This is a genomic window from Pseudomonas sp. S2_C03 (assembly GCF_054668405.1).
In genome coordinates this window covers 4008721-4023267 of sequence record NZ_CP162766.1, presented here as the reverse complement: position 1 = coordinate 4023267, position 14547 = coordinate 4008721, and the positions used below count along the sequence as shown (strand labels likewise).

Here is a 14547-nt window from a genome sequence, read left to right as displayed (position 1 = left end):
TGCTGCGTCCTCGCCCGAGCCGAAATCGCCGAGTCCCCGATGCTGCAAAAAAGCCTGATCCGCCGCCTCGACCTGATCACTCTCCAGTTGTTTGTCGCCGTTCACGAAGAAGGCACGCTCACCCGTGCTGCAGCTCGTGAAGCCATCGCGGTGTCGGCGGCGAGCAAGCGGCTGATGGAATTGGAGGAGGCGTTTGGCATCAGTCTGTTCGTGCGCCAGGCCAAAGGCATGACGCTCACCCCGGCCGGGGAGACGCTGTTGCATCATGCCCGGCAGATGTTGTTCAACGTCGAGAAAATGGGCCTGGAACTGGGTGAGCACAGCCACGGCGTTCGCGGTTATGTCCGGATGCTCGCCAACCTGTCGGCGATCATCCAGTTTTTGCCGGAAGACCTGCGCGACTTTTCCGAACGCCATTCCCAGGTCAAGACCGACCTTGAAGAACGTCCCAGCAGCGGGGTGATCCAGGGTGTGCTGGATGGCGTGGCGGACCTGGGCATCTGTTCCAGCGACAGCGACGTCAAGGGCCTGCACAGCGTGTTGTATCGCGAGGACCAGTTGGTGGTGTTGATGCTGCCGAATCATCCGTTGGCCCATCACACCCGCCTGGCATTCGCCGATACGCTGGACAGCGATTACGTCGGCCTGCACTCCGCCAGCTCCATCAACATGCGCACCCACGCCGCCGCGCGCCACGCTGGCAAAGTGCTGCGCCTGCGTATTCATGTGCCGGGTTTCGACGCGATGTGTCGCATGGTCCAGGCGAACATGGGCCTGGGGATCATGCCGCAGAAAGCCTACGAATTGTTCGGCCGGGCGCTTGGCCTGCATGCCGTGCCGTTGACTGATGATTGGTCGCACCGGGCGTTGATCCTGGTCGTGCGCGATGAGGCGAGGTTGTCGCCGGTGAGTCGGTTGTTGTTTGAGCATTTGCGGGGGCAGGCCTGATTTTTGGGTTGGATTTCCCGGCCCCTTCGACTTGCTCGCGATGAGGCCCTGAGGCCGGAACAATCCTCCAGAGCGTTCGCATTTCACGAACGCCCCTTGCCAACTGAAGGTTGGATTCCTGGCGCCACCGTCCTCTAGCCTTGGAGCCAATTCCAAGAACAAGAGGTACCCCGCGATGACTGCCCCTTTAAGTGCAATCAAAGTGATCGAAATCGGCACCCTGATTGCCGCGCCGTTTGCCGCGCGCATGCTCGCCGAATTCGGCGCCGAGGTGATCAAGATCGAAGCCATGGGTCAAGGTGATCCGTTGCGTAAATGGCGCAAGCTGCACCAGGGCACTTCGTTGTGGTGGTACCTGCAATCGCGCAACAAGAAATCCCTGGCACTGAACCTCAAATCCAGTGAAGGCATCGACCTGGTCAAGCAACTGGCGAGCAGCGCCGACGTGCTGATCGAAAACCTGCGCCCGGGAGCCCTCGAAAAGCTCGGCCTGGGCTGGGACGTCCTGCACGCCCTCAATCCCAATCTGACCCTGGTGCGCATCTCCGGTTATGGCCAGACGGGCCCTTACCGTGACCGTCCGGGGTTTGGCGCCATCGGTGAGGCCATGGGCGGCATTCGCTACACCACCGGTACGCCGGGTTCGCCACCAGCACGAGTGGGCGTCAGCCTCGGCGATTCGCTGGCATCGTTGCACGCTGTGATCGGCGCCCTGATGTCGCTGTTGCGGGTCAAGACCGGGCAGGGCGGCGGGCAAGTGGTCGATGTATCGCTGGCCGAAAGCGTGTTCAATGTCATGGAAAGCCTGGTGCCGGAATACGACATGCTTGGCCATGTGCGCGAGCGCAGCGGTGGGGCCTTGCCGGGCATCGCGCCATCCAACACCTACCTGACCGCCGACGGCGCCTATGTGGTGATCGCCGGCAACAGCGATCCGATCTACAAGCGCCTGATGGAAGTGATCGGTCGTCGCGATCTCGCCGACGCGCCGGAGTTCGCCCATAACGACGGACGCGCCGCCCGCAGCAACATGCTGGACGCCGCCATTAACCATTGGACCAGCAGCCTGCCGATCGACGACGTGCTGGCGGCCCTGGAAGCGGCCGAGGTGCCGGCCGGGCGCATTTATTCGGTGGCCGACATCGTGGCCGACCCGCACTATCGGGCGCGGGACATGCTGCTCAACGCCGACCTGCCCGGTGGCCTGCAGGTGAAAATGCCAGGCATCGTGCCCAAACTCTCCGAAACCCCGGGTGGCGTTAACTGGTCCGGGCCGAGCCTGGGCCAGCACACCGACGGGATTCTGGCCGGCCTGGGCCTGTCCGAACTGGACATCGAACGCTTGAAAACCCTAGGGGTGGTGCAATGATCACTGACTTTTCGCAAACCCTGGTCGTCCAGGAAGTCTCGCCCCGCGACGGCTTGCAGATCGAACCGACCTGGGTGGAAACCGCCGACAAGATCGCGTTGATCGATCAGCTGTCGCTGGCCGGTTTCAGTCGCATCGAAGCGGGTTCATTCGTGTCGCCCAAGGCCATCCCGGCCTTGCGGGATGGCGAAGCGGTGTTCACCGGCATTGCCCGGCAACCGGGGGTGATCTACGTCGCCCTGATCCCTAACCTCAAGGGGGCACAACGGGCGCTGGCAGCAGGCGCCGATGAACTGAACCTGGTGATGTCCGCGAGCCAGACGCACAACCTGGCGAACATGCGCATGCGCTGCGAAGACTCGTTGGCAGCGTTCGGCGAAATCGTCCAGTTCGCAGGTAGCACCCCGGTGCGCCTCAACGGCAGCATCGCCACCACGTTCGGCTGCCCCTTCGAAGGCAAAATCGATGAGGACCGTGTGCTGCACATCGTCGACGCCTATCAGGAACTCGGCATCACCGGCATCACCCTGGCGGACACCACTGGCATGGCCAACCCGCGCCAGGTCGATCGCCTGGTGCGGCGTGTGCTGCAACGCGTGGCCGCCGCGGACTTGACCCTGCACTTCCACAACACCCGCGGCCTGGGCCTGTGCAACGTGCTGGCCGCTTACGAGGGCGGTGCCAGGCGCTTCGATGCCGCCCTCGGCGGCCTGGGCGGCTGCCCGTTTGCGCCGGGCGCTTCGGGCAACATCTGCAGCGAAGACCTGGTGAACCTGTGCGACGAAGTCGGCATCCCCACGGGCATCGACCTGCCTCTGCTGCTCAAGTTGTCACGCGGTCTGCCAGCACTGTTGGGGCATGACGTGCCGAGTCAACTGGCCAAGGCCGGACGCAATTGCGACCTGCACCCGATACCGGCCTGATCGACGACCCTTTCAAGCCTCACAACCAGACAACAAAAACAATCGGACACCCACGGGAAGTCCGCCTGGAGAAACACTATGAGCCTCAATGTACTGGAGGCGGGCATGAGCCCGTCCGTCAATCACGACGCAGAAAAAGCCCTGGTCAGCAAAGTCGCGTGGCGACTGATGCCGTTGATCATGGTCTGCTACCTGTTCGCATTCTTCGATCGTATCAACATCAGTTTCGCCAAGTTCCAGTTGCAGGCCGACCTGAGCCTCAGTGATACCGCCTATGGCCTGGGCGCCGGACTGTTCGTGGTCGGCTACGTGATCTTCGAAGTGCCGAGCAACATGATGCTGTACAAGGTCGGCGCGCGGCGCTGGATCGCGCGGATCATGATGTCCTGGGGGCTGGCCACCGCACTGATGGTGTTCGTCACCAGCGAATGGCAGTTCTACGCGTTGCGCTTCCTGATCGGTGCGATGGAGGCCGGTTTCGCCCCTGGCGTGCTGTATTACCTCACGCTGTGGTTCCCGCAGCATTATCGTGGGCGCATTACTTCCATGTTGTTCCTTGCGTCTGCGTTCGCCGGGCTGGTCGGCGCGCCATTCTCCGGGCTGGTGTTGCAGCATCTGGATGGTGTGATGCAGATGCGCGGCTGGCACTGGCTGTTCCTGCTCGGCGGTGTGCCGTGCATCGGCCTGGGTGTACTGGTGCTGACCCTGCTCAAGGACCGCATCGAAGACGCCCACTGGTTGACGCCTTCGGAGAAAACCCTGCTGGCCAGCCGCATTGCCCACCATGAACCGCACAAGAGCGGCGGCTCTTTGCTCGCGGCGTTGCGCATTCCCGGCTTCCTGACCTTGGGTTTGATCTACTTCCTGATCCAGGTGGCGTCCTACGGCCTGAATTTCTGGGCGCCGCAACTGATCCGCAGCGCCGGCACCGAGAGCCCGGTGATGATCGGCCTGTTGACGGCGATTCCGTACATCTGCGGGGCGATCAGCATGGTGGTCATCGGACGCCTGTCCGACGCAACCGGCGAGCGCCGCAAGTTTGTCGCTGGCCTGGTCGCGGTGGGCGCTTTGGGCTTCTTCTGCGCCGGGATCTTCGCCAGCCACACGACTTTCCTGATTGTCGCACTGGGGCTGCTGGGGGCGGGGATCGTCGCGTCCATCCCGAGCTTCTGGACCTTGCCGCCCAAATTGCTGGCCGGGGCGGGTGCGGGGGCCGCTGGCGGGATCGCGGTGATCAACACCCTCGGCCAGTTCGGCGGCATCGTCAGCCCGGTCATGGTCGGGCGCATCAAGGACCTGACAGGCAGCACCACGCCGGCGCTGTACGTCATCGGCGTCTGCGCGCTGATCGCCGTAGCACTGCTGCTGTGGGGGTTGCCGCAGAAGCTGCGTACGCTCGATAAGATCTAAGGCACGCATAGAACCGCTGTAGGAGCGAGCATGTCGAGGCGTCGAACCGTCGCGATGGTCGTCAACGATGACGCTGACTGCCTGACACTCAGCGGTGTCTGTGCCTCCATCGCGACGGTTCGACGCTTCGACATGCTCGCTCCTACAGGTGAAATGCGTTAACCGCAGCGAAGTTCTTCGACGAGCAGTGAGTCGGTTTTCCGTGACCTGATATAGACTTGCCGCCACTCACTGATCAGTTCAAAAGGACTCCTCCGATGACCCCCTCGCTGCTGATGGCCGTTCTCGCCTCGGGTTTCATCTATGGCATTACGCCAGGTCCCGGTGTGCTTGCGGTGTTTGGCATTGGCGCGGCACGGGGGCGACGGGCGGGGGCGGGGTTCCTGTGCGGGCATTTGCTCGGCGATGTGATCTGGTGCAGCACGGCGTTGATCGCGATTGTCGGTGCGCGGGAAATCGGCAGTACCGCTTTTGACGTGTTGGGCGTGCTCAGCGGCCTGTACCTGTTCTGGCTGGGCATGCGCGCGGTGCGGGCCAAACGCAGCAGCGTCGAGGCGCCTCAGGGGCCTGGCGTGCTGTTCGGCCTGACCAACCCCAAGGCGTACCCAGTGGCGGTGGCGACGTTTACAGCGCTGCTGTCGAGTCGGGCCGAGCTGCTGAACTGGGCGATGTTGCCGTGGCTGATCGTCCTGAGCTTTGTCGGAGGTCTGATCGCCTACGCTATTCTCGTGGGCATCGTTGGTGCGCGGCAGGTGCGCAGTTTGTATCAACGTCATGAGTTGCTCATCACCCGCTTGTGCGGGGTGATGTTCATCGGTTTTGCCATCAACGCTCTCCTGCACGCGCTGCCGGGACTGATGCCGAACAAGGCTTGAAGCATGACAACCAGAAACCCGGCGCCGCAGGCGAGTTACTTCGATCTTTTGCTGGATGCCGTTTGTGCCGTCGACAAGCAAGGCCAGTTTGTTTTTGTCAGCGCGGCGTGTGAGCGCATTTTCGGATACACCCCCGACGAGCTGATCGGCCAGCCCATGATCGAATTGGTGCATCCCGCCGACCGCCAGCGCACCCTCGATGCCGCGCGGGAAATCATGGGCGGAGATCCCAAGCTCAATTTCGAGAACCGCTACGTGCGCAAGGATGGCCGCGTGGTGCATATCCTCTGGTCGGCGCGTTGGTCGCAGGTCGATCAACTGCGTATCGCCGTCGCCCGCGACATCACCGAACGCAAGCAGGCCGAGTCCCGGCAAGCGGCGTTGTACGCGATTTCCGAGGCAGCCCATGCGGCCGAGGACTTGCTGGCGCTGTTCAAACGCATCCACCTGATCATCGGTGAATGGCTGCCAGCGCTGAATTTCTCCGTTGCGCTCTATGACGAGCACTGTGCGCAGATCAACTTTCCCTATCACGTCGACGACCACGAACACCAACCCGAGCAGCCCGGAACGGTCACCGGGCAGTTGTGCGCCGAAGTGATCCGCACCGGCCAGCCGATCTTGCTGACGCCGGGGCAGCAGGGTACCCCGCAAGGCTTCGAACGACTGGTCGAAGGCCAGCAATCGCCGTGCTGGCTGGGCGTACCGTTGAACTCACAGAACGGCACCATCGGGGCGCTGATCGTCAAAAGCGTGGCCGGCGGCGAACGCTACACCGAGCAGGATAAGGAGATGTTGCAGTTCGTCTGCGCGCAAGTGGCGACGGCGATCGAGCGCAAGCAGTTGCACGCCCGGCTGCAACGCATGGCCCAATACGATCAGTTGACGCAATTGCCCAACCGCGAATTGCTGCGCGATCGCCTGAAAGCCTCCCTGACCCAGGCCCGTTTGGACGGTGGGCGCATGGCGTTGCTGTATGTGGATCTGGACCGCTTCAAGGAGGTCAACGACACCCACGGTCATGCGGTTGGTGACATGCTGCTGCAAGCCGTGGCCAATCGCCTCAAGGGCTGCGTGCGCGAGACGGACACCGTGGCGCGCATAGGCGGAGATGAGTTCGTGGTGTTGCTGCACAGTATCCAGGCGGCTAAAGACGCTGAGAGTGTCGCCGGCAAGATACGCCTGGTCCTGGCGCAGCCATTGCGCCTGGACGGCCACAGCCTCAACATCCAACCGAGCATCGGTGCTGCCATCTTCCCCGAGCACGGTATCGAGGAAAAGCAATTGTTCCGCCATGCCGACGAGGCCATGTACAACGCCAAACGACAACATCACCTCGATTACAAGATGTGATCGTTGCCCGCCGTTCGTCGCATCCCTCCTGTTTTTTCTAAACCTTTGTCGTGATGAAAATTCTCACATTAGGCGGGCTCCTGCTCGCCGCGATCATCACCAAGAGGTAGAGAATCATGCCTAACTCAAGAAACTCGAACTCAGGAAATTTCGCCAACGATCGAACGAAGGCGTCCGAAGCGGGTCGCAAAGGTGGGAAAACTACCACCACGACCGTCGATAAAGAACCGTCGAAACCCGAGACGGACCGCAAAGGCGGTCAGAAATCCAAGTAGTGATTGTGGGTAGTTTTGATTGAGAGACGGGAGCGAAAGCTCCCGTTTGAATGTTCACAAGAGGAGGGCGCGACCATGAGCCGGATGGCCACCCGAGTACGCAACGCCGGTTTTGCCACATTAGTGGGCCTGTGTGCCAGCAGTGCCTTTGCCCAGTCACCTGCCGAATTCATCAACGACGCATCCGCCAAAGGCATGGCCGACATCGAAACCAGTCGCATGGCGCACCAGAAGTCCGAGTCCAGAGAGGTCAAGGACTACACCATTGTCGTCATCAACGACCGCACCACGGCCAACCAGCATCTGGCGAAAATCGCCAAACAACTGGATTTGCCAGTGGCGCCACGGGAAGAAGTGGTCGACAAGGCCAAGGCCCTGATGCCAGAAGTGAAAGAGGGCGATACCTTCGACCAGGCCTACGCCGCCAGTCAGGTCCAGACCACCGAGGAAGCGATTGAGCAGCTGCAGCAGCAGGCGCAAACCACCGACATCCCGGAGATCAAGGCCTACGCCGAAGAAACCCTGCCCAAACTGCAAAACCACCTGCAGATGGCCAGGGCGTTGCAGGCGAGTCGTTAACCCTGTGGGAGCGAGCAGGCTCGCTCCCACAAGACCAGGGCGCACATGGCGCCTGCGCCCTCAGCAATCATTCAAATCAATCTTCTTCTTACTCGTCTCAGCCAACCCTGCCAACGCATGCACCTCGCCTTCGCCCATCTTGCGATAGTGCTTGCGCAGCGCCTCGAGTTGCTCCAGATCGAGCAGCTCCAAGCCCAACATGGCGTTCTGCGCTTCCTTGTTCACCCGCAGCAGTTCATCGATTTTCAAGTGCAGAATGTCCGTGTCCCGGTTCTGCGTGTTCTGAATCAGGAACACCATCAGAAACGTGATGATCGTCGTCGAGGTATTGATGATCAGTTGCCAGGTGTCGTTGTAATCGAAAATCGGCCCGCTCAACCCCCACAACCCAATCAATATCAAAGCGCCCATGAATGTCTTGGGGCTGCCGGCCCACAGGGCTAGCTTTTGCGAGATTTTTGCGAATTTCATTGCCGTGTTCCTTATTGGGATGCGTCTGAAAGTGTGACAGCGCGGGCGGCATGAAAATTCTGCTTACATTTGAGTCGGGTAGGGTAGAGGGCGCTCGACAAGGTATGGTAGCGAATCGCTCGTGCATAACAGGAGAACACAATGACCTGGTCCGCCAAACAGTACGTCGCCTTCGAAGATGAACGCACCCGCCCGGCTCGCGACTTGCTCGCGGCAATCCCGACCGCGCAAGTGCGTACGGCCATCGACATCGGTTGCGGCCCGGGTAATTCCACCGAGCTGCTGGTCGAACGTTTCGAGGGTGCCACGGTGCGCGGCGTCGACAGCTCTAGCGACATGATCGAGGCGGCGCGCAAGCGGCTGCCACACTTAGCGTTCGACACCGTCGACATCGCCAACTGGAACGACAACACCCAGTTCGACGTCATCTTTGCGAACGCGGTGCTGCAATGGCTGCCCGACCACGCCACATTGCTGCCGTCGCTGGCCGCACGCCTGACCCCAGGCGGCAGCCTGGCCATCCAGATGCCCGACACCCTGAACCAGCCGTCCCATCGCCTGATGCGTGAAATCGCCGCCGACGGCCCATGGGCCAGCAAACTGAGCGACGCCAGCGCGCAACGCACCCAAGTGGCCGCCGCAAGCGACTACTACGCCATGCTCAAACCTCATTGCAGCCGCGTCGATGTCTGGCACACCACCTATCACCACCCCCTGGCGGGCGGTGCGGCGGGCATTGTCGAGTGGTTCAAGGGCAGCGGTTTACGGCCGTATCTGCAACCGTTGAGCGAGGCCGAGCAAGCGCAGTACCTGGAACGCTACCTCGCCGCCATCGAGCAGGTCTATCCAACCCTGGACGATGGCTCGGTGCTGCTGCCATTCCCGCGCCTGTTCATCGTCGCGACCCGCTGAAAACTCAGCGGTCCTTCCGCCGGGTGCTCAGGTACTCGAAAAGAAATGAAGCAAAGCCGAACAGCCCGATGATTGAAATGATCATGAGCCCCAACTCTGAGTTATCCATGCTGATCTCGGTGTGGAAGGTGAGCGGGCAGGGTAGGGGCGTTTTGGACGGAATTGGCGTGGGGTTACGGATTCTTTACTGGGGGACGGGCATCTATACGCAAGCTATATGAGGAGCCGTGAGAAAAAGCGTATTTAGATTTTTTTTGGGTCGTTTTCATGTGCTCAGACGCGGTGCAGCGTAGGTTTTCACGAATCAAAACGTTAACGCGTGATGAAATTTGATAATAAATCGGTGATTTCACTCGAAAACGTTAACGCTAACGAAGCTTTTTGAAACGACATGGATTTGACATCTGCGACACCCCTGTTCAAAGATCACCGCAAGAGCGCGAAATCTGTTGCCTTGCAGGGCGATAGCAGACGTAGGTACCTCAGCGACGCTGCAACATCGGTGTAAGGTGAGACCTCTTCATCCCATTTCCTGAGGATGCAAATATCAGGATTCAAATGTAAAAGGGCAGCCTCAAAGCTGCCCTTATTCTTTGGCTACCCAAAAGACCTTGGGTGTCGCCTTTTCACTGCTGACCGTCGGTCTTCATCGGCGGCCATCGGCTCAGCACTTTCTGCACATCATCGATAACCGCCTTGCTCATCGACGTTAAATGATGCGCGGCCCAGGCGTGGCGGTCGCTGTCTCGGGAATACGCGGCGTCGACGGTCAGCAGCCTGGCCAGGTGGAGCAGATCCGCTACTTGCTCCAGGGCATCGACGATGGGCACACCGCGGTTCACTCGGAACAGCGGTTCGTTATTGCAGTAGTGGAAAGGGGTGAGGCCGATGGTCGTTAGTCTGGGGTCGTCGCTCATACGTCACCTCCGTTCGAGAATCCGCTCAAGGTTTGATCGGCGTTTTGGGAGGGCGCGGTTGGATTGGTTTCTTTTGGAGCGGGTGTTGGCTTGGGCATAGATGGAACTCCGATGCTATTCGAAAGGGACCATCGCCATCTCGCTACCAAACGGAGGGTGGTGGCCATACGAAGGTTGGTAGACCGGGCATCGGAGCCGGCGCCCCGGAAGGAGCCCTGCGCATGGCCACCATAAGATGCGACCCAGAGAAGGGCCGAAACAGGTGACGCTATGCGTCGATGCGGAGGGTCTACCAAACCCCGATCACTGGTTTTGTCAGCGACGGAAAAACGATAAAACCCAACCCAAAAACGCACAAGCCGGCGGATTCTCACGTACCCGTAGGCAACGACGCAAGGTGTTGTAGCTTTCACGAGGTGTCTGAGGGGGGCTTAAACAGAAGTATTTGAGGCAAATCCCGGGCACAAAAAAACCGGCCATCGGGGCCGGTTTTCTCGACTTGCATCCCCCGTCATTACGACGTGGGAACCTGATCTGAGTGGAGCGGGTAGAGGGAATCGAACCCTCAACTAAAGCTTGGGAAGCTTTCGTTTTGCCACTAAACTATACCCGCTCAGAGCGGGTGACTTTGTACCAGATGTGCGCTCGGAAATGAAGTTTTTCTTTTGTCTTGTACGTCAGAAATCGAGTCGCGGCTATCGCGAGCGAGCTCGCTCCTACAGAGGGCAGAGCTGCTCGCGATGGCGCTGGGTCAGATGGCAAATGCAGAGTGCTCCTGTACGAAGTGGTAACGCGTTCGGCTGGTTTGTGCCTCAGGCTTGAGGAAACCCAGCAACGCGTTGCGACTGTCTCGGCAGGCTGCTTTGTGTTCCATGTCGAGGAAGTGGCCGGTCGCTTCCACCGTGCTGAACGTGGCATGTCGCACGTGGTTGCCGAACAGGCGGGCGTCGCTGGCTGAGGTGTACTCGTCCCATTCGCCGTTGAGGAACAGCACCGGCACGTCGATTTTTTTCGCCGCATTCAAGTAGCACTGCCGATCATTGTGCAGCACGTCGTTGATGTGGAAGTGCATCTGCCCGTATTCGTGCTCGGCCAGGGAGCTGACGTGGCGGTAGTTGAAGCGCTTGAACAGCGACGGCAGGTGTTTGCCGATGGTGTCGTTCACCAGGTGTCCGACGCGGTCGCGGTCGCAGTTGCCCAGGTGTTCGACGCCGCGCTCCAGGTAGTCGAGCATGTGCGCGTTGATCACCGGGGAGAACGAGCTGATCACGGCTTTTTCGATGCGCCGTGGCCGCTGCGACAACGCAGTCAGGGTCGCGGCGCCTCCCCAGGAAAATGACAGCACGTGTTCGGCTGCGAAGTGGTCGATCAGTTCCAGGAGGATCTGCCCTTCGATCTCCTTGGTCAGCATTTTCTCATGCCGATTGTGGGCTTTTGACTTGCCCGCGTAGGGCTGGTCGTAGCACACCACGTTGAATTGCGGATGCAGGTTTTTCACGGTCTGTGCAAACGACGCAGTCGTGGCCATCGAGCCGTTGACCAGAATAATGGTCTTGTCTGCGGCGTCTGCGCGATAGAACTCCGTGTAAACCCGATACTGACCCTGTATATCCAGCACAGCGATTTCTGGCCTCATGTCATAAGACTCCTGGCAAGCGGGTATGCGCGCAAATGAGATTGCACGAGCTTTGTGACAGGTAGGCATATGCCTGGAATTTTGCGGGCCCATGTCGATCCATTGCAGTCCGGTCGACGGGTGTTGTTATTGGCGGGCAGTCTGCCGGTCTGAGGCGGAGCCTTGTGGCTCTCTAACCGACAAAAAGTTTCTTGGATGTACGCGGTGACTCATCGGTCACATTTCGGCCGACGTCCTGATTCAAGCAGGGGACCTGTGATCGCGCAAGTGCCGTTGGTAAATTGTTCGACAACATCTGCTGAGCGGTCGTCTGCTTAGATCAATTGAATCTCTTCGGTGCGCAGGGCGCGGTACTCGCCCGGTTTTAGCGCAGGATCGAGCACCAGCGGGCCCATGGATTCGCGGTGCAGGCGCAGCACTTTGTTGTCGAAGTGGCCGAACATGCGCTTCACCTGGTGATAACGACCTTCGACGATGCTCAGGCGCGCAGACTTCGGCCCTAGAAGCTCCAGTTGCGCCGGTTGGGTGGTGAGATCTTCGAACGCAAAGTACAAGCCCTCCGTGAATTTCAGCGCGTATTGCGGACCGATCACCTCTTCGGTCTCGACGTAGTAGACCTTGGGCAGTTTGGTCTGCGGCTGGGTCAGGCGCCGTGACCAACTGCCGTCGTTGGTGATGATCATCAGGCCGGTGGTGTTGAAGTCCAGGCGGCCGGCGATGTGCAGGTCGTTCGTGTCCTGCTCAAGGATCAGGTCAAGCACGGTGGGGTGCTGCGGGTCGCGGGTGGCGCTCACGTATCCGGCGGGTTTGTGCAGCATGAAGTAGCGCGCCGGCTTGCCGCTTTGCAGCACCTCATCATCGACTTCGACACGACTGAATTCCAGCACCTGGGCGTGCGGGTCGCTGACGATGTGTCCGTCAATGCGCACGCGCTTTTCCACCAGCAACAGGCGAACCTGCTTACGGTTGAAGCGTGGAAGGTTGCTGAGGAAACGGTCAGCGCGCATGAGTGGGGACCGACAGGAAAGGGGCGCGCATCTTACGTGATTGGCCGCGCGACCGCTTAGAGCTGCGCGTCGACCTGCGCACAGCGCGGGCACAGGCAGGACTTGTCGCGCACCTCGGCCGGCAGCGCTTCGAGGACCGCAGGGTCGATGCTGACGCCATAGCACCAGCAAGGTCGATCGGCGGTGCGCGGGTCGGCCAGGGTGCAGTCGTTGGCGGCGCCGCAGGCTGGGCAGAATTCAGGTTTGTTCATGTCAGGTCATGCATAACTGGTGTGGGGCATTTCGGCGCAGGTGCGGTTTCTGCCCGATTGCTTGGCGCGATACATCGCATGATCGGCCCTGGAGATCAAGGTATGCAAGGTTTCATTGGGTTGCAGGGTGCTGAGGCCGATGCTGACGGTCAGCTGCAAGGAGTGACCGTTGTAGGCATAACGCTGTTGTTCGACATGCTGGCGAATTTTCTCGGCGATCTTAAGACCTGTCTCACCGTTGGTGTCCTTGAGCAGCACGATGAATTCTTCGCCCCCCCAGCGGCAAACGATGTCGGCGTGGCGCAGGCAACTTTCCAGATCCCGGGCGAAACCGGACAGTACCTGATCACCGGCCAGGTGACCGTAGGTGTCGTTCAATGCCTTGAAGTGGTCCAGGTCCAGCAGCATTGCGGTGAGCGGTTGCGGTTCGCGGTGGGCTTCCTGCAGGGCTTGTGCCGCCAGCAGGTCGAAGCCACGACGGTTGGGCAACTCGGTCAGGCTGTCCAGTGTCGCCTGGGTCTGGATCCTGCCCTGATAGCGGCCAATGACCCGGTTGAGCAAGGCCAGCACGCTTAGCGTCACCACCAGGCAGATCAGCAGGTTGAGGTACAGCGATTTGCGGATATCACTCAGGGCACCGTCTTCGCGTTTGTCGACGAACAGGTACCAGTTCAGCTCCGGAATGAATCGCACGTTGAGGAAATGTCCCTGGCCCTGGCCGGAATATTCGTAGCTGCCGCTGTGCGGGTTGGGCAACTGGCTGACCAGGCCCTTCATGCTTTCGAGCTCGCTGAGTGTTTGGCCAATATGTGCGCCTTGCGGGCCTCCCTCGGCGCCAGTCAGTACCAGTCGCCCGAAGTTGTCGACGAAAAACACGCTGCGCTGGTAACGCTGCTGGTATTTGTCGATCAGCTTGATCACCGCATCCACCGTCAGCCCTACGCCTGCCGCGCCGATGAAACGGTTGTTGTAGTCGTAGACTTTGTAGTTGATGAAGAAGGTCAGGTTGTCGCGGTTGGCCAGGTCCGGGTCGACGTTGATTTCGTAAGGATCGGCCATGTCTCGCACGCGGAAATACCAGGCGTCGCGCGGCTCATCGACCCGGACCTGCTTGAGCACGCCTTGGGCGTGGTAGTAGGTCAGTGTGGCATTGGAGACAAAAAACGCGGTATAGGCACCGTAGTGGGTCATGACCTCGTTGAGGTAGCGGGTCATTTGCTCGGGGTTCTGTTCGCCACCCACCACCCAGTCGCGCATGAAGGTGTCGCGGGACATCATCGACGAAATCAGGATCGGTCTGACAAGGTCTTTCTGGATTTCCGAGTACACGGTGTCCGAGGTAAGCGGCAGTTCGGTGTTGACGATGCTGTCGCGTATCGAGTCGCGCGAGGCGTAGTAGCTGAGCAAGGAGGTGGCGAGGAAGCCAGCACCCAGTAGCGCGATCAGCGTGAGAACCAGCGAACGTTGCATATACAGCGGCGAGTGAAGCGGCATGGCAAATCCGTTGGCAGTGACCCCGTGAAGAGCATTCTAGTGGCACTGCGGTGAAAAAACTGCGGGATTTGCAGGGTGAATCGGCACGGATCAGGTATGAACGATCCGTGCCGACGAGTGAGTGATG

Annotated in this window: 16 protein-coding genes and 1 tRNA gene; 10 read left to right on the top strand and 7 right to left on the bottom strand. The window is 60.1% G+C overall.

All coding sequences use genetic code 11. The annotated features are described in order from the left end of the window. Positions 1-39: 39 nt before the first annotated feature. The 9 genes from AB4N64_RS18620 (at position 40) to AB4N64_RS18580 (ending at position 7732) form a co-directional block, all read left to right on the top strand. The gene (locus AB4N64_RS18620; protein ID WP_460117345.1) at positions 40-948 is read left to right on the top strand and encodes a LysR family transcriptional regulator; all 909 of its coding nucleotides are present in this window, start codon (positions 40-42) and stop codon (positions 946-948) included. A gap of 175 nt (positions 949-1123) precedes the next feature. After that, positions 1124-2317: a CaiB/BaiF CoA transferase family protein gene (locus tag AB4N64_RS18615; RefSeq protein WP_460117344.1), complete on the top strand. Its 1194-nt coding sequence runs from the start codon at positions 1124-1126 to the stop codon at positions 2315-2317. After that, positions 2314-3240, top strand: coding sequence for a hydroxymethylglutaryl-CoA lyase (locus AB4N64_RS18610; RefSeq protein WP_460117343.1), 927 nt, complete (start codon positions 2314-2316; stop codon positions 3238-3240). Before AB4N64_RS18615 ends, AB4N64_RS18610 begins: the two co-directional genes overlap by 4 nt. 78 nt (positions 3241-3318) lie before the next feature. Next, positions 3319-4650, top strand: coding sequence for an MFS transporter (locus AB4N64_RS18605; RefSeq protein WP_460117342.1), 1332 nt, complete (start codon positions 3319-3321; stop codon positions 4648-4650). A 30-nt stretch (positions 4651-4680) separates the two neighbouring features. Next, entirely contained in the window at positions 4681-4812 is a 132-nt protein-coding gene (locus AB4N64_RS18600) for a hypothetical protein (RefSeq protein ID WP_460117341.1), read from the top strand. Between the two features lie 95 nt (positions 4813-4907). Then, positions 4908-5525 (top strand): LysE family translocator, encoded by a 618-nt coding sequence (locus tag AB4N64_RS18595; protein WP_460117340.1) that lies wholly within the window; start codon positions 4908-4910, stop codon positions 5523-5525. 3 nt (positions 5526-5528) lie between these two features. Continuing rightward, positions 5529-6878 carry a sensor domain-containing protein gene (locus tag AB4N64_RS18590; protein ID WP_460117339.1) on the top strand — a complete coding sequence of 450 codons (1350 nt, stop codon included), beginning with the start codon at positions 5529-5531 and terminating at the stop codon, positions 6876-6878. Between the two features lie 116 nt (positions 6879-6994). Continuing rightward, positions 6995-7153: a KGG domain-containing protein gene (locus AB4N64_RS18585; RefSeq protein WP_460117338.1), complete on the top strand. Its 159-nt coding sequence runs from the start codon at positions 6995-6997 to the stop codon at positions 7151-7153. A 75-nt stretch (positions 7154-7228) separates the two neighbouring features. Beyond that, entirely contained in the window at positions 7229-7732 is a 504-nt protein-coding gene (locus AB4N64_RS18580; RefSeq protein WP_460117337.1) for a DUF4142 domain-containing protein, read from the top strand. A 60-nt stretch (positions 7733-7792) separates the two neighbouring features. On the opposite strand, the gene AB4N64_RS18575 is transcribed toward AB4N64_RS18580, so the two are convergent. After that, positions 7793-8203 carry a low affinity iron permease family protein gene (locus tag AB4N64_RS18575; RefSeq protein ID WP_460117336.1) on the bottom strand — a complete coding sequence of 137 codons (411 nt, stop codon included), beginning with the start codon at positions 8201-8203 and terminating at the stop codon, positions 7793-7795. Positions 8204-8344: 141 nt separating this feature from the next. Between AB4N64_RS18575 and tam the strand changes: the two genes are divergently transcribed. Further along, positions 8345-9115 (top strand): trans-aconitate 2-methyltransferase, encoded by a 771-nt coding sequence (tam, locus tag AB4N64_RS18570; protein WP_460117335.1) that lies wholly within the window; start codon positions 8345-8347, stop codon positions 9113-9115. Between the two features lie 626 nt (positions 9116-9741). Here the strand turns inward: tam and AB4N64_RS18565 are convergent. The 6 genes from AB4N64_RS18565 to AB4N64_RS18540 all read right to left on the bottom strand — a co-directional run bounded on the left by AB4N64_RS18565 (position 9742) and on the right by AB4N64_RS18540 (position 14420). Further along, entirely contained in the window at positions 9742-10032 is a 291-nt protein-coding gene (locus tag AB4N64_RS18565) for a DUF3077 domain-containing protein (protein WP_460117334.1), read from the bottom strand. A gap of 539 nt (positions 10033-10571) precedes the next feature. Further along, a tRNA-Gly gene (locus AB4N64_RS18560) sits at positions 10572-10645 on the bottom strand. Between the two features lie 138 nt (positions 10646-10783). Further along, on the bottom strand, positions 10784-11668 hold the full coding sequence (locus tag AB4N64_RS18555; protein ID WP_460117333.1) for an alpha/beta fold hydrolase: 885 nt from the start codon (positions 11666-11668) through the stop codon (positions 10784-10786). Between the two features lie 314 nt (positions 11669-11982). After that, positions 11983-12675, bottom strand: a complete 693-nt coding sequence (locus AB4N64_RS18550) for a pseudouridine synthase (protein WP_460117332.1) — start codon at positions 12673-12675, stop codon at positions 11983-11985. A 56-nt stretch (positions 12676-12731) separates the two neighbouring features. After that, positions 12732-12926: a cysteine-rich CWC family protein gene (locus AB4N64_RS18545; protein WP_460117331.1), complete on the bottom strand. Its 195-nt coding sequence runs from the start codon at positions 12924-12926 to the stop codon at positions 12732-12734. A 6-nt stretch (positions 12927-12932) separates the two neighbouring features. Continuing rightward, the gene (locus tag AB4N64_RS18540) at positions 12933-14420 is read right to left on the bottom strand and encodes a sensor domain-containing diguanylate cyclase (protein ID WP_460117330.1); all 1488 of its coding nucleotides are present in this window, start codon (positions 14418-14420) and stop codon (positions 12933-12935) included. Between the last annotated feature and the right edge of the window lie 127 nt (positions 14421-14547).